Origin of the sequence: Erysipelothrix sp. strain 2 (EsS2-7-Brazil) (assembly GCF_016617655.1) — a bacterium.
GTDB lineage: Bacteria > Bacillota_I > Bacilli_A > Erysipelotrichales > Erysipelotrichaceae > Erysipelothrix > Erysipelothrix piscisicarius.
Window position 1 is genome coordinate 23617 of sequence record NZ_SCFT01000013.1, and the last position, 25986, is coordinate 49602.

Annotated in this window: 22 protein-coding genes and 2 tRNA genes; 1 reads left to right on the forward strand and 23 read right to left on the reverse strand. The window is 36.4% G+C overall.

What is annotated here, in order from left to right; all coding sequences use genetic code 11:
* Nucleotides 1-271: 271 nt before the first annotated feature.
* From EPJ90_RS06705 to EPJ90_RS06800, 20 genes are all read right to left on the reverse strand, one after another.
* Nucleotides 272-2137, reverse strand: a complete 1866-nt coding sequence (locus tag EPJ90_RS06705) for a lantibiotic ABC transporter permease (protein WP_200542841.1) — start codon at nt 2135-2137, stop codon at nt 272-274.
* Nucleotides 2134-2988, reverse strand: a complete 855-nt coding sequence (locus EPJ90_RS06710; RefSeq protein ID WP_200542842.1) for an ATP-binding cassette domain-containing protein — start codon at nt 2986-2988, stop codon at nt 2134-2136. The genes EPJ90_RS06705 and EPJ90_RS06710 overlap by 4 nt, the downstream gene beginning before the upstream one ends.
* Nucleotides 2969-4006: a hypothetical protein gene (locus EPJ90_RS06715; RefSeq protein ID WP_200542843.1), complete on the reverse strand. Its 1038-nt coding sequence runs from the start codon at nt 4004-4006 to the stop codon at nt 2969-2971. The genes EPJ90_RS06710 and EPJ90_RS06715 overlap by 20 nt, the downstream gene beginning before the upstream one ends.
* 227 nt (nt 4007-4233) lie before the next feature.
* Nucleotides 4234-4926: an ATP-binding cassette domain-containing protein gene (locus tag EPJ90_RS06720; RefSeq protein WP_200542844.1), complete on the reverse strand. Its 693-nt coding sequence runs from the start codon at nt 4924-4926 to the stop codon at nt 4234-4236.
* Nucleotides 4927-7068, reverse strand: a complete 2142-nt coding sequence (locus tag EPJ90_RS06725; protein ID WP_200542845.1) for a bacteriocin transporter — start codon at nt 7066-7068, stop codon at nt 4927-4929. It lies immediately after the preceding gene.
* Between the two features lie 173 nt (nt 7069-7241).
* A tRNA-Arg gene (locus EPJ90_RS06730) sits at nt 7242-7317 on the reverse strand.
* Nucleotides 7318-7384: 67 nt separating this feature from the next.
* Nucleotides 7385-8317 (reverse strand): alpha/beta hydrolase, encoded by a 933-nt coding sequence (locus tag EPJ90_RS06735; RefSeq protein WP_161637442.1) that lies wholly within the window; start codon nt 8315-8317, stop codon nt 7385-7387.
* A gap of 137 nt (nt 8318-8454) precedes the next feature.
* On the reverse strand, nt 8455-8964 hold the full coding sequence (locus EPJ90_RS06740) for a hypothetical protein (protein ID WP_200542846.1): 510 nt from the start codon (nt 8962-8964) through the stop codon (nt 8455-8457).
* Nucleotides 8958-9605: an ATP-binding cassette domain-containing protein gene (locus EPJ90_RS06745; protein ID WP_200542847.1), complete on the reverse strand. Its 648-nt coding sequence runs from the start codon at nt 9603-9605 to the stop codon at nt 8958-8960. The genes EPJ90_RS06740 and EPJ90_RS06745 overlap by 7 nt, the downstream gene beginning before the upstream one ends.
* Nucleotides 9592-10281 (reverse strand): hypothetical protein, encoded by a 690-nt coding sequence (locus EPJ90_RS06750; protein ID WP_200542848.1) that lies wholly within the window; start codon nt 10279-10281, stop codon nt 9592-9594. Before EPJ90_RS06750 ends, EPJ90_RS06745 begins: the two co-directional genes overlap by 14 nt.
* Nucleotides 10278-10880, reverse strand: a complete 603-nt coding sequence (locus tag EPJ90_RS06755; RefSeq protein ID WP_200542849.1) for a hypothetical protein — start codon at nt 10878-10880, stop codon at nt 10278-10280. Before EPJ90_RS06755 ends, EPJ90_RS06750 begins: the two co-directional genes overlap by 4 nt.
* Nucleotides 10867-11775, reverse strand: a complete 909-nt coding sequence (locus tag EPJ90_RS06760) for a hypothetical protein (protein ID WP_244660392.1) — start codon at nt 11773-11775, stop codon at nt 10867-10869. Before EPJ90_RS06760 ends, EPJ90_RS06755 begins: the two co-directional genes overlap by 14 nt.
* 306 nt (nt 11776-12081) lie before the next feature.
* Nucleotides 12082-12157: transfer RNA gene (locus EPJ90_RS06765), tRNA-Val, on the reverse strand.
* Nucleotides 12158-12253: 96 nt separating this feature from the next.
* Complete coding sequence (locus EPJ90_RS06770) at nt 12254-13249, reverse strand: SIS domain-containing protein (RefSeq protein ID WP_123171107.1); 996 nt, start codon at nt 13247-13249, stop codon at nt 12254-12256.
* A 9-nt stretch (nt 13250-13258) separates the two neighbouring features.
* The gene (locus tag EPJ90_RS06775) at nt 13259-14083 is read right to left on the reverse strand and encodes a PTS system mannose/fructose/sorbose family transporter subunit IID (protein WP_013853305.1); all 825 of its coding nucleotides are present in this window, start codon (nt 14081-14083) and stop codon (nt 13259-13261) included.
* Nucleotides 14070-14840 carry a PTS mannose/fructose/sorbose/N-acetylgalactosamine transporter subunit IIC gene (locus EPJ90_RS06780; protein ID WP_123171105.1) on the reverse strand — a complete coding sequence of 257 codons (771 nt, stop codon included), beginning with the start codon at nt 14838-14840 and terminating at the stop codon, nt 14070-14072. The genes EPJ90_RS06775 and EPJ90_RS06780 overlap by 14 nt, the downstream gene beginning before the upstream one ends.
* A gap of 15 nt (nt 14841-14855) precedes the next feature.
* On the reverse strand, nt 14856-15320 hold the full coding sequence (locus EPJ90_RS06785) for a PTS sugar transporter subunit IIB (protein ID WP_003774783.1): 465 nt from the start codon (nt 15318-15320) through the stop codon (nt 14856-14858).
* 9 nt (nt 15321-15329) lie between these two features.
* Nucleotides 15330-15743 carry a PTS sugar transporter subunit IIA gene (locus EPJ90_RS06790; RefSeq protein WP_161637443.1) on the reverse strand — a complete coding sequence of 138 codons (414 nt, stop codon included), beginning with the start codon at nt 15741-15743 and terminating at the stop codon, nt 15330-15332.
* A complete protein-coding gene (locus EPJ90_RS06795) occupies nt 15744-16556 on the reverse strand; it encodes a sugar phosphate isomerase/epimerase family protein (protein WP_161637444.1) in 813 nt (270 codons plus the stop codon). It abuts the gene before it with no gap.
* A complete protein-coding gene (locus EPJ90_RS06800; protein WP_161637445.1) occupies nt 16553-19255 on the reverse strand; it encodes a sigma 54-interacting transcriptional regulator in 2703 nt (900 codons plus the stop codon). The genes EPJ90_RS06795 and EPJ90_RS06800 overlap by 4 nt, the downstream gene beginning before the upstream one ends.
* A 462-nt stretch (nt 19256-19717) precedes the next feature.
* Between EPJ90_RS06800 and nagE the strand changes: the two genes are divergently transcribed.
* Nucleotides 19718-21154 carry an N-acetylglucosamine-specific PTS transporter subunit IIBC gene (gene nagE, locus EPJ90_RS06805; RefSeq protein ID WP_161637446.1) on the forward strand — a complete coding sequence of 479 codons (1437 nt, stop codon included), beginning with the start codon at nt 19718-19720 and terminating at the stop codon, nt 21152-21154.
* 41 nt (nt 21155-21195) lie between these two features.
* On the opposite strand, the gene EPJ90_RS06810 is transcribed toward nagE, so the two are convergent.
* The 3 genes from EPJ90_RS06810 to EPJ90_RS08620 form a co-directional block, all read right to left on the reverse strand.
* Nucleotides 21196-22044, reverse strand: a complete 849-nt coding sequence (locus tag EPJ90_RS06810) for a PRD domain-containing protein (protein ID WP_161637447.1) — start codon at nt 22042-22044, stop codon at nt 21196-21198.
* A gap of 123 nt (nt 22045-22167) precedes the next feature.
* A complete protein-coding gene (locus EPJ90_RS06815; RefSeq protein ID WP_161637448.1) occupies nt 22168-24750 on the reverse strand; it encodes a calcium-translocating P-type ATPase, PMCA-type in 2583 nt (860 codons plus the stop codon).
* Between the two features lie 335 nt (nt 24751-25085).
* On the reverse strand, nt 25086-25986 hold a 901-nt coding region (locus tag EPJ90_RS08620; protein ID WP_244660393.1), incomplete at its 5' end, for a DUF1542 domain-containing protein.

A 25986-nucleotide genomic window follows, 5' to 3' on the forward strand; every position in this document is an offset into this window, starting at 1 on the left:
ATATTCTACATAATTCCAGAATATCTCATGAGCAAGATTGTATAAAAAAGCCCATTCATGTCATGAAAAAAAATATGGAGTGATTTGCCTTTACGTTCGTTTTTTAAGTATAGGAGCGCTTTAACGGAATCTTAGTCTTTTGATTCGCTTTTTATCTCATTCCAAAAAATTTAGCAAGAATCGACTCTATCTTGAAGTTCCGTGAATTGGATACCATAATAAAAAGTCCTGATATATCAAGACTTTTCTGTGAAGCGATTTAATTTGAGCCCTACTTATCTAAATAGGAACTGAATTTGGATTTCATTAAGTAAACTTGGTTTCCAATGCGTCCGATACCATAACTCATGAGCGTCAACATAACCCACACTAAAACAACGCCTGTTTTTAACGTGACTGGAATCGATGTAATGAGGAGGTCTTTCATTGTATTTGAAAAATCTACATTTAAGACTTTGGTAATTTTTAGAATATGCATCGCAATCATTGTGAAACTCATCATCATTGAATAAATCAAGAGTGAATATCTATGGGTCTTTCGATAGTTTTTCATTCCCGTTTTACTTACATGAATAAACCCTTCATTACGGCGATCATAGATAAGGTGGTATTGCTGATAGCCTAAGAAAAACATTGGGACCAATAATACACCCATAAAGATAAGACGATAGAAGACTTGGTTCTTCATAACGATGAGTGAGGCACCACGATTATCAATCATGGTATCAACACCCAACATTTGTGCCTGCTTCAGTTCTTCATCAAATCGGAGTGCATTTGAAATTTCATGGGCACGTTTAAATACCGCATCATGCTCTACGTAGAGATCATGAGCGCGCTCAGGTTCCTGGTCAATCATTATTTGAATCTTTTCTTTTTCTCTTGCAGCTTCTTGAATTATCGCAAGTGCTTGGTTATGTCTTATGATACTTGAATCATCAATGGGGCCAAGATAATTTTGTTTATAAAGTTGATAAGACTGTTCATTTGACGTCGTACTGATCGAAAAGGTTTTAATATTATAGATACCAAAAATTAGTACAAAAACAAGAATTATTAACCCATAAGAACTTATCCAAAGTTGATACATGCTATGTACAATTCGATGTGTACTTCGAATCGGAATCCCCGCCCCCTTATGCTTACGAATTGGTCCACGCTTTACGTAGCACCCATATGAAACAATGCCCAAAATTCCAGTCAGAACTACACTAAAAAGAAGTAAATTATAAGGGAAATCGCCTTTATCTTGGACAACCATATAGTAAATATTATAAAACTTAAGGAAGCCATATTTTGAATGAATCGGAATCATTGCATATTGCATGCCTTGCGCAAAGAAAACACTTAATCCTGCGATTACTGTAAGAAGTGTATTTCGCGTAAGGGTCATAAAAATTAAAGTTAACAGTAAAAGCATTAGGGTCACTACAAAAATTGAGATATACCTAAACATTGAATAGTGAAACACACTTCCCATAAGCCAAACATGTTTGAAATAGGGAATGCTGTGAATGGATGCCTTTGAAAACCCCAATCTAAACCCATCAAATAATATTAGAAGGCCCATCACAACGAAGAGTAACCCCGTTAGTACCACCATTTTTGAACGAAATAATTTTGAAAGACCTCTTTGTGTTGGCTGATAAATCTCAAGTGTCCCTTCTAAAAGATCTTCTCCAAAAAGTAAGGAGAGTAAATAAAAACCAAAGAGCAGCATCACAATCTTAGGCGTTGGACTGCGTAAAATTAGTTCATGGCGTTGGATGTTTATAAATTCAACGGGTTCAAGTTTGAGCTTCTCATAAAAATCATGTTCCTTATTCAATTTATGAACATCTTTGGGATCTTCAAAAAGGCCCGTCTCACGTTTGTCATTGATTTCTTGAAGCTCTTGATCAATGTTTTCATGATAACCTGATATGTATTTAATCTGTTCTTCAAAATACATTGTGGCATCATCTACTGAATCATTTGTGAACAAGTCGGTATGCTTAGAATATTCCTTATAAAGTGCATCATACGCACTTGTAGATTTCAAATAAACCATATTTAAAGAGACAAAGGCTAAAACAATCACCACGAGCATTCGAAAATTCATGCGCATTTTTAGATTTTTGAGTTCAAGATGGATCATGATAGTGCGTACAGGTAAAGATCCTCGATTGTTGGATTAACCTTTACCCCTTCAATGTCATCACTAAAGTGGCGAATTCTTACCTGATCCCCAATGCGAATGCTATTGATAATTTTATGTTCTTGAGCGAAACGTTTATACGCCTCAAAAGATAGCGTGGATTCAAAGACACGCATCTTTAAAATAAGTTTATCCGGTGTATCAAATTCAATGATATTTCCTTTTTGAAGAAGCATTATTTTATCGGCTATATATTCGATATCGGATATAATATGCGTTGCAATCAAAACAATTTTATCACCAGAAAGTTCCATGATTACATTTCTTAGATTGCTCCGTTCAACAGGATCAAGACCTGCGGTTGGTTCATCCAAGATTAAAACTGCGGGATCATTCAACATCGCTTGCGCAAGCAAGACCCGTTGTTTCATCCCACCGGAAAGAGAACTTAATTTATGATGTTTCTTTGTTTCCAAATTAAAACGCGTCAAAAGATCTTCAATCCGCAATCTCGCTAAATCATTTGGAATCGCCTTTAGGGATGCGATATAGAAGAGAAAATGCTCGACAGTCATCTGTGCAGGTAACGGTTGATTTTGAGGCATATAACCCAAAAGACTTCGAAATACGGTGTAATCTTTTATCAATTCTCCATTAAAAGATACTGTTCCCGAATCTGCTTTCATCAAGGTTGCAAGTATTTTAATTAAAGTACTCTTCCCTGCACCATTATGCCCAACAAGCCCATAAATCCCGTTCTCCATATCAAAGCTAAGATTATTCACAGCTTTCGTAGCGCCATAAGCCTTATTTAAATTCCTTACTTCCAACCTATTTAACAAGATAATCACACTCCTTCATCGCCAAATCGCATATAAAGTGAGCTTCCTGTGATTTCCCGAAAACATAACGATCATCCACGACGCGTAACATCAGTGAAAAATCACTACGCGTAAACATCGCACTCTCCGGTCCGCGAGATGTGATTGTCTCAGCGGGTACTACGCTACTGATCAACGTTCCATTATGATCATACTGTTCATATGCTTGTATGCCATCAAGACTTGAAGTATAGAAATAATCTTTATTTGCATACATAATAATTTTATTATCAAGTCTAATTTCGTAATCACCCTTTGAAAAAACTGCCGTCACGCGAGCATTTTCTAAAGAAGTGTTTGAATCATCCGTTGTCCGATGGATCTCATAGTAAAGTCGCATGGTCTCATCTTCATAAACGGTCAACGGTTCTTCTGGAATTCTCAATTGCCCTTTATCAATGAAGAATTGATATGTCTGTATGGATTCAGGATACAGATTACGTTCAATTAGTTTAAAATGATGGTCATAAACTTCAATAATGGATTCCCCGGTTACTTCATCTTCAAAAAGAACATAGATGAAGCCTGAATCAATTCGAAAACGAAGCGGTAAGGTTTCAAAGCGGAGAACTTCTTCATAAGCTTCCCCTTTGCGATTCAAGCGTCCAAGCGAATAAGCACTTCCACCATCGGCACTCATTCGCGCGAAAAGTCCATAAAGATAATCCCCATAATAAATTAAGTCGCTATCTTGCACAAAACTCTCAAAGTAGCGTGTATAGGATATCCGATCATTTTCAACTTCTTGGTCATCCGCAAAGGACATCCCGGTTAATCGTGCTACTTTTTGTCGGTTGATATTATAGTAATAAAGCGATGCATTCTCGACAAAATACACATCGTGATCCGTTTTAGCAATGGATGATTCGATTAAAGGCGTTGATAAATCAAATGGCTGAATCTGAATTGAATCTGAACCTAATGTTGTCCCACAACCAGATAACGGAAGCAATAATCCCACGCATAAAAGCTTTTTTATTTTGAACATAGTTCCCCCCTTGGTACGTTCTTTCTAACTCTATAATAGCATTCACACATAAAATGTAAACGCTATCTAAACATTTTTAACACGAAGTCAAAAACAGCGTATTCATCCACCCGATTCACTCTTGATTTATATCCACAAAAAAATCTCAAGTTCAAATCTCGAGATTTTTTCACGAACACTATTATTAATCACTTTAAATTGAAGGTCTTATAAGATTCCATGCCACTTCAAAATGATAACGTCCCAGATTTTTTATTGATTGAAAAACCTGGTTCACCATCATTACTTTCTAAGACTAAGTGTGTATCTGCCAGTGTCATAAGATAGGAATCATGAGTAACAATCACCACTGTCTTCCCTTCATCCTTCAACATCATCAATAATTCTATGATTTTATCTCTGTTTCGCTCATCTAAACTCCCTGTCGGCTCGTCACACAAGACAAGTTCACAAGGTTTTAAAAGGATTCGTGCAAGTGCGATACGCTGTTGTTCTCCCCCGGAACATTGATAAACAATTTTATCTTTAAATCCATCGAGACCTACTTTTTTTAGGACCTCACTCACCTTTTCTTTTTTGTTCTTTAGCTTAACGTTCTCTAAAGCTAACATTAAATTATACTCGACGGATTTGTTCTCGACGAGCGCAAAATTTTGAAAAAGATAACCGATTTTTGTGCGTAATAATGCCGTTGCTTCTTTAGAAAACGGTTTAGGATTTGCTTTTCCAAACAAGGTCACTGTGCCTTCGTCTGGCGTATCCAGGAGTCCAATAATATTTAATAATGTACTTTTACCACTTCCTGATGGGCCTGAGATTACAATAACTTCATGAGATGGCATTTCTAGATTAATTTCAGTTAAGATTGGTATATCGTTAAACTGTTTAGAAATCCCTTCTAACTTTATAATTGATTCCATTTAGTCATCTCCTTTTAAAATTGTAGACACTTCCGTCGATTCATATTTTCTTATGCTCGCCTTAATGGTGATCCATTCCAAGATTAATGTCACGACAAATATTCCTAATAATACCGCAGCAATTGCTTTGTCTCCTGAAGCCTGGTAGAGAAGATATGTAAAGGCAGCAATTGTTGAAAAGACTGAACCGTTAATGAGCATTGCATAGCGATTGTAATAATTCGTCCCATTGAGATATCTAATGGCAATTTTTTTGCTATAGCCATCAACATAGATTTTAATTGAAGTATAGTTTATTATTAGATGTATTAAAAAATATAATCCAATCAATTGTAAACAAACTAAATAATCATTTTTTATTTCAAAAATACTTAATTCATAGACATCTCGCGATTTCACAACTTTATAGCTCGCATCATAATCTTGATCCATACGTTCCAAGATATTTGTAAGGCTATTGGTTTCTCCGTTGTATAACAAGCTCACAGTAAAGTTATCAATCCCTCTTGAGTAAACATTGTCTACAAAGTAAATAGGATCATCTATGGTCCCTGCTGGAATGGCTATCGTTCTATTGGCGGATACATAAGTTGAATTTGGTTGAATATAAAGAATTTCATAGTTACTCATATATGGCTCTAAGTAAGTATAATACGTATTAGCTCGTTCCTTAGAAACCAAGATATAATTTTTATCTTTTGATAACATTTTAGGATTTAACATTCGATTTGTTTCGTCAGTGATACTGACATAATCTAAATAAGCATTATTAATGTGAACAGATGGTGGTACATATTCATCCATTGATAATTCAATATTCTTGTACTGATCATGTTTTAGCACGGTGAGGTAGAAATCATATGCATCATGGTTTGCGTATGCAATATCATTTTGACTTACAAGCTCAAACAAAGCTTTCTCATAGTCCTTATAATCTTTATCCACAGGAGATTTTGATGCATAAGCAATTCGTTTAGAATTTAAAACCATTGGATTTTCTGTCAATGAATTTATATGCCCCTGTTTGTATTCAATGCTTTGAATTCGAGTAAAAATAGGAATAAGAAGAATAACTATGGAGAGACCTTTCAAAATAAGTGTTAGTACATAGATCGGTACAATTGACATACTCGATTTTAAAATTTCATTAGACGTTCGTTTAACAACCCAAAAATATGTAATGAACAAACATCCTAAGATACTAAAAACATAAATAAGAACAAATGGAATCAGTTTTACTAAAAACTTAAATAGTAACGTTCCATAAGAATCCGAGATGACAAAAGCTGTACAAAAAATCGTAAGAGCGAATAGAATTGATAGAACTATAATGTCTTTTAAAAATAATTTTTTTATAATTTGTATTGTTGACTGTCCTTGCAAATAACGTATCCCGATTTCCTTACCATTTTTAAGTACTGTAAGTACCATTAACATAAGAACACCGATAACAGCAACAACCGTTGCCGGCTGTAATTCTCTATCCACACTTATATTATTCATTTGTCCTAACTCAGATACAAAAAATCCGGAAGGTCCATTCATATAATTATAAACTTGAAAATAATCAAAAATTATCTCTTGTATCTGTGTTGAATATTCGTCAACAAAAATTGTAACTAAAGTTTGAATACCACTTGATGGATAGTATTCTTCTATTTTGGACAAGGGATAGATTGAAATGGAATCTTTATAAGTTGAATCAAAATCATAGAAACGATGATCAAGATAATCAATTAAATAACTCGGCTTTTTGAGTTGATTATTAGATATAACCCAATCATCATTAATAAAAAAACTTTCCTTTAATCTCCCCTCTTTCACAGTAATGTGGCTTAAGAGTTCCGATTCATTACCACTTATAAAATAAAAGTAGCCATTTTCTTGATTGGAATAGTCATCCTCTGAAGTTGTAATCGCAACATTATATTTGTATCTTTCACTAAAAGTTCTAACGTCTTCGATCAAATCATCAATCGAACGATTCACTTCACTCGGAGTAATATTAATATAGTAAGGTTTTAAATGCTCTCCATGAATTTGGTCCGCACCTAAAATCCCAAATTCTACCTGGTACTCAAAATTGAATACTTGAAAGCTGCTTGTAGTAATTAAGATTGCTAACAATATCGTAAAAACCATATTTATTTTTTTGATAAGAAGGCCCCCCCTTTCCTTAAATGTACCATAAACGCACACCTATTCATATTATAGTTATGTGTAGATTAATCCCCCTAAAGCTGAAGAACCTAATGATTTCAACGAAAGAAAAAAGTCTCAAGATAATATCTTGAGACTCTTAATTAATTATAAATTGGCACGCCCGACAGGAATCGAACCTGCAACCTTTTGAACCGGAATCAAACGCGCTATCCCTTGCGCCACGGACGCATATCAATGCATGGATATAATACCATAGAATTGATATTTTAAAAAGACCGTATTTCATTCTTTAAGGTTAAGAATTATTTGGTGTTTGAGTTAAATAACGAGTCAGAAATGACTCAATGGATTTTTTGTAATATACAGGATCTTTTTCATAACTCTCTGCATGATTTGCACCTTTTATTACGATCTTTTCTTTGGGACCAGGATGTGCTTGGTATAAGGTATCCAACATCTCATAAGGTACAAAGTCATCTGCATCCCCATGAATAAATAACGTAGGCAACGTGCTTCGTTTTAAAGACTCGACTGCAGATGCTTCATAGAAATTAAAGCCTGCTTTGACTTGCGTAATCATACTTGTAATTGGAATCATTGGAAAGGCGGGTAGATTATACATATCTTTGAGTTTATAAGACAGTTGATCTGCAACACTGGTATAACCGCAATCTTCAATAACCGCCATGACATTGTCTGGGAGATCAAGACCACTTGCCATCATTACCGTTGATGCTCCCATACTAAGACCAAATAATGCGATTCGAGAATCTTCACCATTTTGATTTATGATTTTTTGGACCCAAGCTTCAATATCAAATCGCTCTGGCCAACCAAATCCAATAAGGTTTCCCTCACTTTCACCATGTGATCGTGCATCCGGTGCGAGCACATTAAATCCCATCTCATGGAACAGTCGGATATAATGACCCACACGGTCTTTGTTATTGCCATAACCGTGTGCAACTAATATTGTATCTTTCGTTTCTGCTTTCGCAGGAACATACCACGCTTTAAGTTTCAAACCGGAATCACTGACAAGTTCTTGAGACGTTTTATTCACCGATTTTAACCATTCTTGATCGGGCTTCCATATAGCTTTCACATCCGCGTCTATAAAATCTTTCTCCCCCGGTATCAATGCAAGTTTAAAGAAGTACCCACCCGCAAAACCAAGCAGTACCACTAATATACCCGCAACGATTATTAATTTTTTTAAATGTTTCATTGTCACCTCATATACTTTGATATTCAAAGTAATAAAAGAATAACATAGATTATTAAGTTTGTAAATCTATAAAAAACAGAACCTTAACAACAGGTTCTGTGAAAAATTTCAGGATTCAAATCAATTAAAACAATGCATTATTGATCTAAAAAATCTAAAGCGGTTGGTTCTAGATAAAAATTTTGACCGTAAGCGTGGATGTCGGTGGCTGGATAATCACTCGGATTTGACTCTAAAATACACACTCTTAAAAAATGACGATCAAAATCGAGGTAGATAAAATCTGATTCATAACTTGTATCATTGTATTCAGCCTCAAAATAGTATCCAAAACCTGGCTTCTCAATCAATGGCACTTCTTCAGATTTTACAATTTCAAGAATTTCATCTTCCTCGCTATCCATTACTACTTGATAAATTGTGGCGTTATTGTGATCGCCAAGCGATAAATAATATTGAGTATAACGATCGGAATAGGATTTAATTACCGGATCTTTATAGTTATCATTAAAAATAAATGCGGAATTTCTAATTTCCTTTAACACTTCTTCATTTAATGACAATGTCGGTTCTTCTTGATGTGTACATCCAACAAGAATGAGTGTTATAAGTAACGAAAAAATGAGAACCCGTCTTTTCATTAACATTCCGATTCCCCTTTGATGAGTCTTAGTTTTTTATCATCAATTTCATATACAACATCGGCAATTTCAAAAACTTCTTCCCCATGATTGGTAAAAACAAGGGTACATCCTGTTTCTTCAACATATTCATCCAACATTGCTATCACAATTTTTTTACTTAATCGATCCAGTCCATCAAAGGGCTCATCAAGGATTAAGTAATCAGGACGTTCCATTAAAGCTTGAATCAGTCTCATTTTTTGTTTCATTCCTAAGGAATACGTTTTATATTTCTTAGATAACTCCGCTTCAAAATTAACCTTTTTAGCGAGAAGGATAATATCCGCTTCTTTCACACATCTTCGAATGCGTGCAATTTCACGAAGGTTTTCAAGTCCTGTTAATGAACCAATAAACTCTGGCGCATTAATACTTACACCGCCATTGGGTACAAAATCGATATCCTGCTGCAATTTCTTCCCATCAATCACAATACTCCCTAATGTTGGGGCAGAGTAGCCGACGATGAGTTTCAATAACACACTCTTACCACTACCGTTTGGACCTACGATGGCGGTCTTTTTTCCTTCTCTTATATTAATATTGACATCTTCAAAAAGAAGTAGGTCTTTAAACTTTTTAGAAACGCCATTAAATTGAATCATAATAAATACTCCTTTTTAAAATAAGTATGGAACCTCCGAAGGCAATTAAAACAAATACGAAAGCTAAAATCATTCGCATCAATTCAAGTTCTAATTCACCAACAAAAGAAACAATACTTATTGAACTGTAATAATCAATTGATATCATAATCATAATCATAAAATATGGAAAAATTGATGTAACCAAATTCTCACTGAACCGGATACTGATTGCTTCAAATAACAGTCCAATCGCTAGCATTAAAGTTGTTAATCGGGTGAGATAAAATATGGTCACAAGCATTGTAGTTAATGTACTTTTATAGACTAAAGTCATGAAAACAAAAAATAAAAACGTCATGACCATCATCTTAATTGCATTCAAAACATGATACTTCGCTAGAACTGTATAAGAAGTGATTATATTCTTCCGATAAAGTAAGAGACCATAAAATGATTGTAAGTCTTTAAATTCCCTTAAAACGGTATTCATTAATGTAATTGTAATTAACGTAAACACAATGACATTTTGAATGCTTGCTTGATCAATTCCGTACAAAGGAAAACTATTAAAGTTTAAATATAATACATTCATAAGATCACTCAATGTTATGACTCCATGCGGGCCTGGGAACATTTGGAGTGAAGAGATTATAATTCCAAGTATCAAGGTGATAAAATAAATCAATACTGTCATAATTCTAAATCCTCCATTTTTAAGTAGAAAACTAACATCAACAAGAATACATAGGGTAGATAGTTTAAAATAATCACCCCACAATTTAAGCTTTCTAAATGATAAAAAATGTAGAACGGATTCATGGGATTATCCAATATTGGCATATAGTAACTTGTAGAGGAAAGAATTAACAGAAATTCCACAAAACTTGTTATGGGTAACTTTGAGCCAAGACGTAAAAGTTTTACGAGCACTTCCGATATCCCTAACACTACCACCAGCACCATTATTTTCAGAAAATAATAAAAATCGAAACCCGAATAAAAATAGATTGATAGGATCAGATAAAATAGAACTAAACTAAAATAAAGCACTGAAGCATGATACACAGCGTTCCCAATTGTTTTTAAAGCAAAATTTATTTTTGAGCCATATCGATATACCGTCATCATCTCACAATCTTCTTTTATATAGATCGAAAAGTACAAGGCAATCGTACCAATAACAAAATATATATCATTGAAAAGATTTTGGAATGAAGCTGCATTACCGATCAAAAATATAAAGCTAATATACATGATATAGCCTGCAAATGCTGCTTTTCTAACTAATCTCAAGATGCTTACCTCGCGTCTTATGGTTAAATAATACATAACCTAAAATAAGGGGCATTGAGTTTGTGATAAAAAGCAGTATTGTGGGCGCTGTATTGTAATCACTAATCGAAAAAATAGTTGATGGCGCAAACAACATGGCAATTGGAAACTTATCAATTGTTCCCACAGAAACCAGAGGAAACATAAGAACCGAGAGACCAAAATAATAAATTAAGAGCCCAAACACCACCGTACTCTTTTTAGTTGAGAAGAGCGCAATTGATGTTGATAAATAAGCTAAAACAAATGGAATGAGTAAATACTTTACAATCCCCAGTAAAAAATAATAAAACTTGAGGTGTTGATAGTAAAACTTATTTCCAAGTACATCTAAAAATAAATCTGTGTGAATTGTGTATGCGTCAAATCGTCCTCCACTTATAAATAGAATGATTAGGTAATATAAAACGTATGCGCTAAAAATTGAACCCGCCACGCTTATCGCGATTCTTAACTGTTCATTGCGAATAAAGTTACGATATTTTTTTACACGGTATGATTTTAAAACATTACAACTGGTTTGGTTATGATACATTATTAATCCCGCAAATGAAGCAAGTAAAGGAACCACGATTTGGAAAAGTGACAGAGCCCTTGTTAAGCTCGCTTCAAAACTTGAATACTTCAATGCATTATGGAGTTCAATTGAAGTATATTTGATAAATGTGATCTCACTGCTGTCTGAGAAGAATATCCCGACATCAGAATTAAATAAACTTTCGTTACTATTTTGGAAATACGAAACGATGATTTGATAGATGTCCAATTCATTTAAGAACATAAAGCCAAATAAAAATAGTGATACACAAAAAAGCAAAACATAATACCGAAATTCATTTCTTCTCTTAATAAACATTCCCCACCCACTTATCCAAATTCTATTTGCATCCATTTCCCCAAAAAATGATGCGCTATTTATTACCGAGTTTACTCTTGTTTTTCTAAAAAACAAAAGCTTAGCGGTTTCATTATAGTCATAAAAGGAGCCGTAAGTCAAAAATGAACCTACAAAGGTGCATTTAATTTTGAGTTAAACTGTTCTTGGATTTCCTTGTCTTCTATTTTTATTTGCCCTGAAATTAGACGCATTCCCCATACTCAAAATCCACAGATGAGAAAGCATAAAAAAACCACCCTCGTCGTGGGTGATCCAGAATAAAAATGGTGGAGGTTAACGGGCTCGAACCGCTGACCCTCTGCTTGTAAGGCAGATGCTCTCCCAACTGAGCTAAACCTCCATGGAAGATAAGTCTAACATATGTATAAGCGAATAACAATGCGTTTGAACTGAAAATTTAAGAAAGAAAACCCACTTGTTTAAAGTGGGTTTTCGCTTAATAATCCAATTGTCGGTAATAACGACGAATTTCTGTAGGATGACAGTTTATTTTCTCAATATGAGCATCAATACGACGGTTAACCGCCATCATTACAAGATGACAAATGTGACCGCGATATTTTTCACTGATCCCTTTCAGTTCATAATCTTTACTATCAATGACTTCATAGTTTGCGCATATACGCGGAATAAAATCGACAACACGTGTTGATAATGGACGAGATGTATCTTCTCCTACGAAGATCGTTACAGGGGTGTCGCGTTCTACAATCTCAAACATACCATGGAAGAATTCAGGTGCTGTAATTGATTTTGTAGGAAGCCAATGTTGTTCTTCCCAATAACACATCGCATAGGAGTACGTTGCACCCCATTGATTCCCTGCACCCACAAAGTAATGCATGGCATCATCGTGATGACGTTTCGCATAAGCTTCCCCAAATGCATCGGCTTTGATTTCCACATCAACAAGTGCTTCAGGTAAGTATTGATCAAATTCTTGATACATTGCTTCATAATCATCAAAATCACCCTTACGTTGCATTAAACGATCCATAAACATAAAGAACTTAAGTTGTTCATTCAGACCGTAAGAGATGGTGTAATCACCCAATTCCGCAAGGATTGAATTGGGTTCATCGACGAATGCGACAATCGTACACCCAACTTCTTTTAAAACCTTAACCGCGGCCACAACCTCTTGTGTTGTCCCAGTTACAGAAGAATAAACGATAATTGAATCTTTTGTAATGTTCTTATTCCCGGTTACTAAGTATTCCGCTGCATGTTCCACATAAATTGGCAGTGTACTCATCTCTTTTACGTGATGAGCAACTTGGAGTGCAGAAGCATAAGTTCCTCCAATCCCTACAAAATAAATACCGTTATAACCTTTATCATGAATTGCATCGGCAACCTTTTCAATTTCAGGTCGAAGGGCTAATCCCCCTTTAAAACTCGCTAATTGCTTTTCTTTATCAAATTTTAACATACGTTTCTCCTATCCAAAGATTCCTAAATAAACACCAGCAATACCTACTACCATCGTCCCAACAATAAGAATAAGGGGATTTACTTTTTTCTTAAGTAACCAATAATAAAGCCATGTTGTTCCTAGACCGACAAGTCCTGGCATAATACCATCCAATATTTCTTGGAAGGGTTGTGCCGTTTCTCCGGTACCAATTTGCAAGGCCAATCCTGTATAAACCATTTCTTTCGACATACCACCAATAACCATGATCCCTAAGATACCTGCTGCCGCAAGAACTTTATCCATCACACCACTCTGTTGCATTTTCTCAAGATAATTAAAACCAATATTGTAACCGAGATGTGCTCCAAAATAACGTGCTAAGAAAGCAGGAATGTTATAGATTAAAAAGTAAGCGATGGGTCCAAGGATATTCCCACTCATCGCAAGTGATAAACCAACACCTAATGCAATAACTCGAATACACCCTACAAAGATCGAGTCTCCAATTCCAGATAAGGGTCCCATTAACGCCGTTTTAATCGCACTAATCGCCGTTGCATCGACCTCTCCATCTTTATGTTTCTCTTCCATCGAGCACACAATACCACCAACAAATGGTGCTAATTGGGGTGTAATATTAAAGAATTCAATATGACGTTGTAACGCTTCCGCATACCCTTCTTGATCATCCTTATAAATTTTTTTAAGGGTTGGATCCATCATCATGCCAAATGCAAGATGCATCTGACGTTCATAGTTCCAAGAAAACTCCATGCCTAAACTTCCAGCATTGAAGGCCATCTTGGTAATGTCTTGTTTGGTAATTACACTGTTGTTAGAAGTCATCATCATCGTCCTCCACATTTAATCCTGCCGGTGCTTGTCTAAAGCCCCCTAAGAAGTCAAATTTTTCAATTACAATAATGACACCGATAATCGCAATCCCTAATACCGGTACATTGAGATAAGCAGATAAAACAAATCCTAAGAAATAAAATGGTACAAGTTTCTTGTTTAAAATCATACGCATTAACATCGCAAATCCAAGCGCAGGAAGAAGTCCCGCAGCTGCATCCATACCGGCAATAATTTGTTCTGGTATTGCTGCAATAACATTAGACATTGCTTCAGCACCGAAGTAAAATCCTAGGCAAACTAACAAGAAACGACGGACCACTGTAATCATCCCAATACTCCAGTGTGCTGTTTTAATACCACCAACACTACCTGCCTCTGCCGATTTATCAGCAATGCGTAGGATAAAGGAATTGACAACGTTAAAGATATTTCCAATTGCAAGTGAGATTAATGCAAGTGGCATAGCAAGCGCAATCGCTGCTTCGGTTCCAGATCCCATCGAGATTGCAAACGCTGTAGCCAATGTCCCACCAACAATTACATCCGGTGGAATATAGGCACCAATTGACACGGCCCCCATAAAGAATAATTCTAAAGTAGCACCAATAATAACACCTTGTTGAACATCTCCTAAGATAAGTCCAACAATGGGTCCAAGAATAATTGGGCGATTAATATACAGTGATCCTAGTTGATCCCCGAAGACACCCAATGCCGCTACTAAACCAATCAATATTGCTTGTAACATGAATTCTTCCTCCTTTTATAGTTTTACTACCTGCTTTGAGTCGCTGGATAACATCCGTATTTCTACTTCTTTTCCAGCATCCATTAATTCCTTCAACAATTTCTTATCGGTTTCACTGACAAAGATGGCTTTACTGATTTGTTCATCATCACCTTCTTTTTTCGTTCCACCAAGGTTAATGGATTGAATCTGTGGACATGCTTGCGCAAGCTTATACGCAACGTCAATGGTCCGTACGACAATTAACAGCTGATACTTATCTGTAACGCCACTGTTTAATGCGTTTATTGCATCTTCAACATTCTTTATGACTAACTTAACATTGGCTGGTTTTGCCAGTTTCAATGTGGTCTTCCAAATATCATCGGAAACGACATCATCATCTGCAATCAAGATACAGTCTGCACCAAGGGCATTGGTCCAAGAGAATGCAACTTGTCCATGTAAGAGACGATGGTCAACACGACATAATACAATCATAAGTTCCTCCTAAAATTCTTCTTCGACGTCCATTCCAACAAGATCGTCATTACAATATCGTAATGACATACGACACTCTTCGATCTTTTCTATAAGTTCTTCACGCGTTATGGGGCCTTGAATTTCAACCATGATTGAAATAATAAGCGCTAGGTTAACGCCGGCAATGAGATGGAAATCACGGCTGCCCAATAACTTCATAAACTCTGTATTGACACTTCCGCCATAAATATCCGTCATGACCACTAAATCATCTTCAAGAGGGATTCCCTCGAAGCACATCATAATTTCTTGTGTGAGATCATGATGATCAACGTAGGCGGAAATAATATGAACGGAATCCACATCTCCGACAATGGCTTTGACGGCACTGTAGAATCCTTCTGCCAGGTGTTTATGACTTGCGATAATATAGTGTTTCATTTAGATCCCTCCCTGTTCTTTATATTTCGTTAAACTTTGTAAATCCGCATCACCTGGTTTTGTTTCATAACATTGTTTGGCTGTTTCCAGCGAGTAATAACCTTGATACTTATATTGATTAAATTTTGTAAGATCTTCCTGCATGTTTCGTTGTCCATCCCCCCATGCACAATGTCCTGAATCCACAAAATGCACATGAACAATATCTTCTTTAAAAACATTAAAGTAATCATCAATTGTTTCTTCAGCCTGGGTCATTGCCCCAAGGTCCAGACAAATTTTTAAGTTTTCACACGCCACAGCATCTTGATATGCTTTCAAATCTTGAACGGTATTCACCAAGCGTGATTCATAAGGCTGTAATGCCTCAATGGCAAGAAGAATTCCTTTCTCTTGCGCATATATACACAATCTTCGCATCATTGCGACACTGCGTTGATAGGCTGCTTCTAGGGGTTCGTCATAAAATGCCCAACCACTTGTTACTACCACCAGTTTCGCACCGACTGTATGCGCAATATCAATCATATTACGGAAGTAAGCATACACACGATTTTGTTGTTCAAGAGATCCTGTCGCCATGTTATGGGGCTTTGGATTTGTCTGTTCTGGACAGATTGCGATAATCTCTAACCCAAAATGCTCTGCATGGGTTTTAAGTGCAAAAGGATCATCATACTGTTGGTAATCCACAAAGAAGTGATGTGGACTGGTCCATATCTCACATGCATCAAAGCCCAGACTTGAAATGGTTTTAAAAAATGTATTCAAACTATAATATCGATAGTGACTGTTCATTGCTGATAGTTTCAAAATGAATCATCCTCTCCATGCTCTCGATTTTTATCATTTTCAATATAGTCATAAAGGAGTGCAATCTCTGATACCGGCAACATGACATTATAATGTTCGAGCATAGGGCCAAAACTATCATTCACATCACGAATAAAGGCTTGGTGGTCATGTTCAAAGCGTTTCACGTCCTTATAGTCGTCAATAGCTGTTTTAGTTACCAGACGTTCGATCAAAAAGCAGACATGAATATAAATACCGACAATCGTCTTACTTTGGAATGTCTTTTGCATCTTGCGTTCTAAATGAGATGTGGAATCACTGACAAAGTTCAAAAGTTTGTTTGCATTTAAAATGGTTAGATTCTGCATCACATTTTGAAGTGAAAAGTTTTTAAGCAGATTCCGGTTAAACACCTCAATCTCATCTGCATCCAGATAATCTTCCAAGGCCTTATCCACAATGGAAATATCTTTAAAACTGACAATATCCTCCAAACTTACACTGCGAATCGAATCCAGTGGTAATGAGTGTGGTTTCACCATCAACATCACTTCAAACTTATCAAATAAAGGATCCTTTAAACCATTTGTTAATAATTCTTTAAAGTCATACCGAATAAAACGAAGATCAATGGATTTAGGCAAGGACTGTTTAAAGAGGTTGACCATCCGATCTGCAACGGATACCCCTGCATCACTTACAAAGACCATGGCTTTTGTTTTCTCTGCACGATTCAAGATTTTATACTTGGTTACGGCTTGTTTCGAAGCTTTCGCTAAGATTTCTTCCAGTGGATATTCTTGACGAACCATTGAACCAATATGCAAGGCAATTGCCGTTGAACTGTTATTAATGACACCAACATTTAAATCTTTAAGAATGCGATCCCCAATTAATTCCAACGATCCCATATCGACCAGTAAAATCAAATTCTTATAATACGGATTTAAGGCGATATAGTCATTCACCTTCATAATGATTTCTTCACTGCTACTATCCAGTGGCATATCAAAGGCATCAAAGATATGTTCCTCTAACAACTGATTGGCAGCATCCGCAATACTGCTTGCCGTCGAGTATCCATGTGATACAATCACGGCTGCCGTATCTTTGTGTTTAATGTTGTCGTTATAGAAATAAATATTTAGGATTAGAAAGATTAGATTGAAATCATTAAGCTTTAACTCTAAAGCTTGGTATACCATCTTTGAAATCTCATTTGAAATCATGAAAATGTCATACATTTCTTCTTTTAGGAACTCTAATAAAGCATTGATATCGTTACGATGTTTATACGTCCATCGATCAAGTTTTATTTTTTCATGTGATGTTGACAACAAAACCCGTGATAAGACAAAACTGCAATTGCTGGGAATGTTGATTTTGTTTTTTTGTTTCACATCTTCAAGCACATCATCAATAATTTTCTCAAGTCCATATACTTTTTGAAGGCTATACGATTGATCAAAAATCATCAAATCATAATAATTACGCATGGACTCAAAATCTTGTGCTAACATCTCACGATACGATAGCTGATTGCTTTGGAAACCGTTAAACGCTTTTAAGATATTTTTAAATAAATGCACGATCTTATCCGTTGATTCATGAATGACATACGTATCAATTTCAATAAGCTGCTTCATATCTTGTTCATTTGAGATGCTGTAGTTCAATTTATCTTCTGGTAAATGATATAAGTGACAATGCATGACACCTTGTTGCGCTGATTCCAGGGCTGTTGCGCAGATGCGCGTGATGCATTTTTTTAACTCATGAATGTCTTCATCAAATTTGAGTTGAAGTAATGCTTCTAACAGCTTGTATGAAATAAATATTTTTAAGCCGAGTTTTTGTTGTTCTTGCTTAAAGAATTTCAGGATGAAGTGTTCCTTTTCCTGAGTTCCCCGTTGATCAAAGTGCGGAATCTTACATATAATTGGAAGACTTTGAAGTAACGAATAATCAAAGGCATCTTCCGGATTATAAGAGGTTCCAAAAACCAAGCGACAATGAACCTTCACAACCTTGTGGTTTTTGGTGTAATAGCCATCTTTAATGACATTGGATACTTGGTATTGGATGTCTGGACGCATTCGATCTGCATGTTCAAGATAGAGCACACCAATTTCTTTTTGTTCCAACAAACCACTTTGTGTTTCATCCCCAAAAAGCAGGCGTTCATAATCACATTGCGGATCAATAAATTTTAGATGGTAAACGCTTTGTCCTGTTTGAATTAAGTCATGTTCCACACAAAATTTATGAATCATACGCGATAAATACGTCTTACCACTTCCGCGTTTTCCAAACAATACAATCGGCAATCCACGGCCTGGATAAAGCAGGGCTGACTTAATTTGTTGAACGATGTGACTTAATGATCCATCAAAACCAATTAAATCTTGGAAGGAATCATACCCTTCCGAACTCTGTATTTCATCCATGAGCGCTTTAACACTTAAATACTCACGCGATACATTTTGAACACGATAGCGCTTCTCAAATTCGTGTTTATCAAAGTAATACACCGGTCGTGACGATACCTTAATTAAGAGCCCTTCCTGAAACAATTCATTTAAGTATTGCGATACTAAGGAACGGCTTAAGTGTAACGATTCTGAAATCACTGCGGTTGTGAGTAAGGAAAAGTCATGATCGAGTAGAATTTGTGTTTCGAAAACAAGATACTGATAAATTTGTTCTTTTGTATTCATAGATACTCCTTCTTTTTCAATGGTGACTTTAACTGTCTCTATTGTACGAAGGGGATGAGATTTCGTCTTTAGTTTCATCATTCTTCGACAAAAACACTTAAAATCCATGATGTTCTAACACTGAACGCATGGTTCGACACTTATTTGTCGGTAATAACCGATATTGTGGGGATAGTGTCGAAATATGCGTTGATACCCTTAGAGTACCACACGCCGAATTTAAATCGACGGATTCCATAAATGTCTCATCATATCCTCATTTACCACTTATCACATAAAGACACACATTTCTTTCACTTTTTATTGACAGCGGTTACACCTCGTGCTAATATGTGCTTGTAAGATAGGATTGTTACTGAAGAAGGCAAGACCTACAAATATGGCGATACGCTATTTTTGTAGGTCTTTTTATATCTTCAAGCAACAATCTCTAAATCATATAGAAAAGGAGAAGTGACTTATATGATGAAACATTTACAGAAATTAGGCCGTGCCCTAATGCTTCCAGTAGCGGTATTACCGGCTGCAAGTTTATTAATGGGTATTGGTTATTGGATTGACCCTGTTGGATGGGGAGCTAACAGTGTTCTTGCCGCTTTCTTAATTGGATCGGGTAAAGCAATCATTGAAAAACTACCAATTATCTTTGCAGTAGGGATTGCTTATGGATTATCAAATGATAAAGATGGGGCTGCTTCCTTAAGTGGTCTTGTTGGTTTCTTAATGATTACCACATTACTCTCTGTGGGTTCCGTTGCAAACTTAAAAGGGATTGCTCCTGAAGCCGTGAATGCTGCATTTGGAAAAATTGATAATGCCTTTATCGGTATTATTTCTGGGGTAGTTGGAGCGTTAATGTACAACAAATTCTCCAAAACAGAACTCCCAACCGCACTCGCATTCTTTAGTGGTAAACGCTTGGCACCAATTATGACTGCAGTTGTGATGATGCCAATCTCCATTGCATTACTCTATATCTGGCCAATCGTTTATGGTGGACTTGTATCCTTTGGTACCGCAATTTCTGCGATGGGTCCTCTTGGAGCAGGTTTATTCGGTTTCTTCAACCGTCTCTTAATCCCTACAGGATTACACCACGCTTTAAACTCCGTATTCTGGTTTGACACAATTGGTATTAATGATATTGGAAACTTCTGGGGTGGTACCGGTGTTAAAGGTATTACCGGAATGTATCAAGCTGGTTTCTTCCCAGTTATGATGTTTGGACTCTGTGGTGCTGGTCTTGCAATGTATCAATCGGCAAAACCTGAAAATAAAAAAGTTGTGGGATCGCTCATGCTTGCAGCAGGTTTCTCAGCATTCTTTACAGGGGTAACAGAACCAATTGAATTCTCATTTATGTTTGTTGCGCCTGCATTATACTTAGTACATGCAATCCTTACGGGACTTTCATTATTTATTGTTTCATCCTTTGGATGGACGGCAGGATTTGGATTTAGTGCTGGATTTGTTGACTTATTCTTAAGCTCACGTCTACCACTTGCAAACAAGCCTTATATGATCGTTGTATTTGGAATTGCATACTTCGCAATTTATTATGTACTCTTCCGCTTCTTAATTGTTAAGTTTAATATTAAAACACCAGGTCGTGAAGAAGTCCTACTTGATGATTCAGTGCTTGCTTCAACCGACAGTAAATTTGCACACCAAGCTGAAGTTATTCTTAATGCACTTGGTGGTAAAGAGAACGTTAAGAGCGTTGACTACTGTACAACACGCTTACGTCTTGAACTCTTTGACACAGGAAACGTTGACGAGAAAGCTATCAAAGGAACCGGTGCTGCTGGTATTGTAAGACCCGGTGGAAGCAGTCTCCAAGTTATCGTTGGTACAAACGTTCAGTTCGTAGCCGATGAATTCAAAAATTTAATCAAATAATCGTATACGTATTATCCTACTCTATAAAAAAACCGGTATCGCTACCGGTTTTTTTCATGCTTCATAATTTGGTATAGATGTATGGCAAGATACATGCGCTCATCCATCGAGAGTTCATAATCGAATCGTGTATTGACGTATTGATTAATCTTCGCGACACAATCGTTATACTTTTTTAGCTTCGCCGCAATAAATAAATTGAGTTCACCTATACTTTCATCAAATGGATGACTGGAACTTGGATTGCCAATAATTCGCTGTGCAAGATATTTTAAGTGGGTTGCTAGACGTGTATACGCAGGTTGACTGGTATTCATCTTTATACCCAACTCACTCTGAACAATCGCCATAACATCCTTTAAAAACATCATAGTATTTTGAGCTTGGTGCGATATATTCCCATTACTTGCATTCACAATATGAATGACAAGGTACCCAATTTCATCTTGAGGCAAAGAAACCTCAAACCGTTTATTAATATAATTCAAAGCCCATGTACCTACTTTAAATTCATCAGGATAATACATTTTAATCTCTTCTGTAAACAGTCCTGGTAATTCCACATCCTCTTTCGATCTGAGTACTGCATAATAGATATGATCTGTAAGTGCCACGTTGATCGTATCACTCAGTGATATATCCAAAACAGAATGTGCATATTCTACGATGGCCCGCGTCGCTTCAAAATAATCCACTGGTATTTTATTAAGTAGTTGTTCAAAGTCGTCTTGGCTATCACTTACCACTTTAAACATTTTTTCGATGCGCGAAGCATCAATTTCGTCCCCTATTTTATGTTGGAAACCGATTCCTGAACCCGTAACAACCATATCTTCTCCATCGATAAATGTAGCGACACAGTTATTATTAAAGATTTTCGTTATGTGCATATCAAAAACCCATCCCCTTTTTTATAGGCCTATTATAACATAGACCCTTCTATTTAAAGGTGAAACTCGTCTTATCGTGATAAAAAAAGAGAGGTTATTCCTCTCTTTGGTTATTCAATTTAATTAATGTTTACCGTTAAGTTTAAGTAGTTTCATAATTTCAACAATAATCATTGGTACAAACATCAACATCACAACAATCATCCAATGATGAGCATCTAATGTTCCAAGTTTAAATAAATCATTGAGAACCGGAATGAATAATACCGCAAGAATCATGAGCCCATTAATGAGCGTTGCCATGATAAGGTATTTATTTTTCCAGAATGATGTGAATACTGATTTTTCACTTGAATGAATGCTGTAGGAATGGATTAATTGTGAGAATGCTAATACGATAAATGCCATTGTCGTTCCAGTTTCAGTATCTCCAACTGCCCATAGACGCCCTGCACCGTACATGTAAGCAAAGAGTGCAACGCCCCCTACAACAGCACCTTGGTACCCAATTCGCCAAAGCATTGATTTACTGATGAGTGAGCCTGTACGATCCGGTTGACGTTCCATAATACCATCTTCTGCACCATCAACACCAAGCGCTAATGCTGGAAGACTATCGGTTACAAGGTTAATCCATAATAAGTGAATTGGTAGAAGGGGTGCATCCCAGTCAAGAAGTACGGCAATTAATAACAGTAACAATTCTCCAACATTACATGATAGTAAGTATGAGATTGCCTTCATAATATTATCTTTAATACGACGACCTTCTCCAATAGCGGTTACCACTGTTGCGAAGTTATCATCTGTAAGAACCATGTCCGCTGCACCTTTAGCAACTTCTGTACCAACAATACCCATTGCAGCACCAATATCAGCACGTTTTAAAGCAGGAGCATCGTTAACACCATCGCCTGTCATCGCCACAATATCGCCATGACGTTTCCAAGCGGAAATGATACGCATTTTATGTTCTGGAGAAACACGTGCATACACGCCAATATGTTGAACTTGTTCAAACAATTCATCATCTGTCATTGCATCCAATTCTTTTCCAGAGATAACACGTTGTCCATCTTCAAGCAGTCCAATTTCACGACCAATTGCGGATGCAGTAACAGCATGGTCACCGGTAATCATTACAACACGAATACCTGCTTTTTTACTTGTTTTGATAGCTTCTGTTACTTCGGGACGTGGAGGATCAATCATCCCTACCAAACCAACAAAAGTAAGTTCACTTTCAATTTCTGTTGCTTCCAGATCCGTATTTGAAACAGATTTCTTAGCAAGTGCAAGAACACGAAGTGCCTTAACACCCATTTCTTGATTATGTTTTTGAATGCGTTCAATATCTTCTTGCGTAATAGCACGTATACCTTTTTCATCTTGATACTGCGTTACAACGGCAAGAACTTCATCAACGCCACCTTTTACAAATACCGTAGCATCACCATCAATATCATTGATCGTACTCATACGTTTACGTCCTGAATCAAAAGGAACCTCATTTAATCGTGTATGCTTTTGAATCAAGCCAACAGCATCAAGATCAAGCGCTTCTGCCCATGCAGATAGTGCTGTCTCAGTTGGGTCTCCAAGCCAATTTCCATCGACCTTACGTGCATCATTACAGAGTAATAAACCACGTGATAATTCATTTACGTCACTCTCAGTCCAATGCTCTTTTACCGTCATCACGTTCTGTGTTAAGGTTCCCGTTTTATCGGAACAAATAACCGTTGCGGACCCAAGCGTTTCAACGGATGGTAAATTACGAACGATTGCATGACGTTCAACTAAACGTTGAACACCAAGCGCTAAGACAATTGTAGCCACAGCTGGTAAACTTTCAGGAACAACTGCAACCGCTAGAGAAACAGCTGTTAAGAACATTTGTAAGAAATCATGATTATTCAATACACCAACAAGGAGAATAATTCCACATGCAATAATCGCTCCAACACCCAGGATTCTACCCAGTTGATTTAATTGTTGTTGAAGCGGTGTCGGATCTGATTTTGTTTCAGTTAGCATTGTCGCAATCTTACCTACTTCGGTATCCATACCAACAGCAACTACAACACCTTGCCCACGACCATAACTCACCATTCCAGATGAATATGCCATATTTTTACGATCTCCCAAGACCGCATCTTCAGCACAGACAACATCTGCATGTTTTTCAACAGGTACAGATTCTCCCGTTAATGATGCTTCTTGTACTGTTAAAGAATTCGATTGAACAATACGTAAATCGGCAGGCACTAAATCCCCTGCATCCATTACAACCAAATCTCCAACAACTACATCATTAGAATTAATAGTTTGTTCTTCTCCACCACGTATTACTTTTGCGGTTGGAGTAGACATATCTTGAAGTGCTTTAAGAGACTTCTCAGCTTTATCTTCTTGAATCATTCCAATAAGTGCGTTCAATGCAACGATTGCGAAAATTAAAATCGCATCAGCATGTTCCCCTACAATACCACTTATTAAAGCTGCAACAAGTAAAATAATAATTGTTACATCTTTAAACTGATCCAAAAGACGCATCATAAAACTTCGTCCCTTTGCTTCAGCCAATTTATTCTTGCCATATTTCTCACGTGATGCCTCAATTTGCGCATCCGTTAATCCGTTGACGATATCCGTCTTAGCTGCCACTTCTTCCAGTGACTTTGCATACCATTTTGTATCTTTCACAGGCTTCCTCCTTATACATTGGATAGTAAGTAAAATAAAAAGACCCTATCCGTGCCTAAAAAACTTGGATAAAGTCTCGAATTTATACACGTTCCGGACTCTAAAGTCGTGTTGACGAAACTGTGGACCTAAAGAATAGGCTTCTACTCCCTTTATGTATTAATAATAACAAATGCACCTATGGGTGTCAAAGTGTTTTGGGTGATATTGTACGATATTTTACACACTTTAAATGTTGAAAGATACGGATAAAGAGTTTGAATTTCATAAATAAAACCGAAACTCAAATGAGGTTTGAGTTTCGGTTAATAAAGGGCTATTTATAATAAAACATTTTAATGATTATAACGATTTTTCTTTGTTTGGATTACAAAGATTAGCATACCAACAAGACTTATGAGTAATCCATAGAGACGGATACTGCTTGCCGTAATCCCAGCGGCTGGAAGAACGGATTGTGGTTTCGCTAAGTTTTTAATAATTTTATCCATTTGATTCATTGATTGATTTAGTGATTTCTTAACATGGTCAAGTTTTGAACCGGAATTGATTGATTCAAGTCCTTCTTTTAAGACTTTATCCACTTCTGCTTTAGCTTTATCTTTTGCTTCTTGAGAAATTCCAGGAAGGCTATCAATCGCTTTTTTCGTTTCATCAGCTTTCGCTTCTAAATCTTTTTTCGCTTTATTTTTTGCATCTTGCAATGTACTTTGATCAACAATTTCTTTCACCGCGTTATCTGTTGTATTTATTGCTTCTTCAACATCTTTAGGTGTCGTTCCTTGATCAATCGCCTCTTTACCTTCTTCAGTTTTTTGATCGATATCATCTTTAGCTTTTTGCTTTTCATCATCGCTTAAGTTTGGTAACTTATCGATTTCTTTCTTCGCATCTTCAGCTTTTTTATCGAGATCTTTTTTCGCTTCATGCTTTGAATCGAGAAGTTTACTATCATCAATAACTTCATTGATGCCCTTATCGGTTGTATCAATCACAGCTTCAATTTCTTTTGGATTGTTTGATTGATCGATCGCATCTTTGCTGTCTTGAGTTTTTTGATCGATATCATCTTTAGTTTTTTGCTTTTCATCATCGCTTAAGTTTGGTAACTTATCGATTTCTTTCTTCGCATCTTCAGCTTTTTTATCGAGATCTTTTTTCGCTTCATGCTTTGAATCGAGAAGTTTACTATCATCAATAACTTCATTGATGCCCTTATCGGTTGTATCAATCACA

Excerpts from the sequence above, each read along its gene's own strand:
- EPJ90_RS06720 (WP_200542844.1), bottom strand. The coding sequence starts at position 4,926 with ATGGAATCAATTATAAAGTTAGAAGGGATTTCTAAACAGTTTAACGAT.
- EPJ90_RS06780 (WP_123171105.1), bottom strand. The coding sequence starts at position 14,840 with ATGTTACAAGCAATATTGATTGGTTTAGTAGCGGCATTGGGTGTCTTC.
- EPJ90_RS06735 (WP_161637442.1), bottom strand. The coding sequence starts at position 8,317 with ATGAAACATTTAAAAAAATTAATAATCGTTGCGGGTATATTAGTGGTA.
- EPJ90_RS06725 (WP_200542845.1), bottom strand. The coding sequence starts at position 7,068 with ATGGTTTTTACGATATTGTTAGCAATCTTAATTACTACAAGCAGCTTT.
- EPJ90_RS06760 (WP_244660392.1), bottom strand. The coding sequence starts at position 11,775 with ATGTTTATTAAGAGAAGAAATGAATTTCGGTATTATGTTTTGCTTTTT.
- EPJ90_RS06790 (WP_161637443.1), bottom strand. The coding sequence starts at position 15,743 with ATGAAACACTATATTATCGCAAGTCATAAACACCTGGCAGAAGGATTC.
- EPJ90_RS06785 (WP_003774783.1), bottom strand. The coding sequence starts at position 15,320 with ATGATTGTATTATGTCGTGTTGACCATCGTCTCTTACATGGACAAGTT.
- EPJ90_RS06740 (WP_200542846.1), bottom strand. The coding sequence starts at position 8,964 with ATGTTAATGAAAAGACGGGTTCTCATTTTTTCGTTACTTATAACACTC.
- EPJ90_RS06750 (WP_200542848.1), bottom strand. The coding sequence starts at position 10,281 with ATGACAGTATTGATTTATTTTATCACCTTGATACTTGGAATTATAATC.
- EPJ90_RS06705 (WP_200542841.1), bottom strand. The coding sequence starts at position 2,137 with ATGATCCATCTTGAACTCAAAAATCTAAAAATGCGCATGAATTTTCGA.
- EPJ90_RS06715 (WP_200542843.1), bottom strand. The coding sequence starts at position 4,006 with ATGTTCAAAATAAAAAAGCTTTTATGCGTGGGATTATTGCTTCCGTTA.
- EPJ90_RS06770 (WP_123171107.1), bottom strand. The coding sequence starts at position 13,249 with ATGTTAAAATTTGATAAAGAAAAGCAATTAGCGAGTTTTAAAGGGGGA.
- EPJ90_RS06810 (WP_161637447.1), bottom strand. The coding sequence starts at position 22,044 with ATGCACATAACGAAAATCTTTAATAATAACTGTGTCGCTACATTTATC.
- nagE (WP_161637446.1), top strand. The coding sequence starts at position 19,718 with ATGATGAAACATTTACAGAAATTAGGCCGTGCCCTAATGCTTCCAGTA.
- EPJ90_RS06775 (WP_013853305.1), bottom strand. The coding sequence starts at position 14,083 with ATGATGACTTCTAACAACAGTGTAATTACCAAACAAGACATTACCAAG.
- EPJ90_RS06800 (WP_161637445.1), bottom strand. The coding sequence starts at position 19,255 with ATGAATACAAAAGAACAAATTTATCAGTATCTTGTTTTCGAAACACAA.
- EPJ90_RS06745 (WP_200542847.1), bottom strand. The coding sequence starts at position 9,605 with ATGATTCAATTTAATGGCGTTTCTAAAAAGTTTAAAGACCTACTTCTT.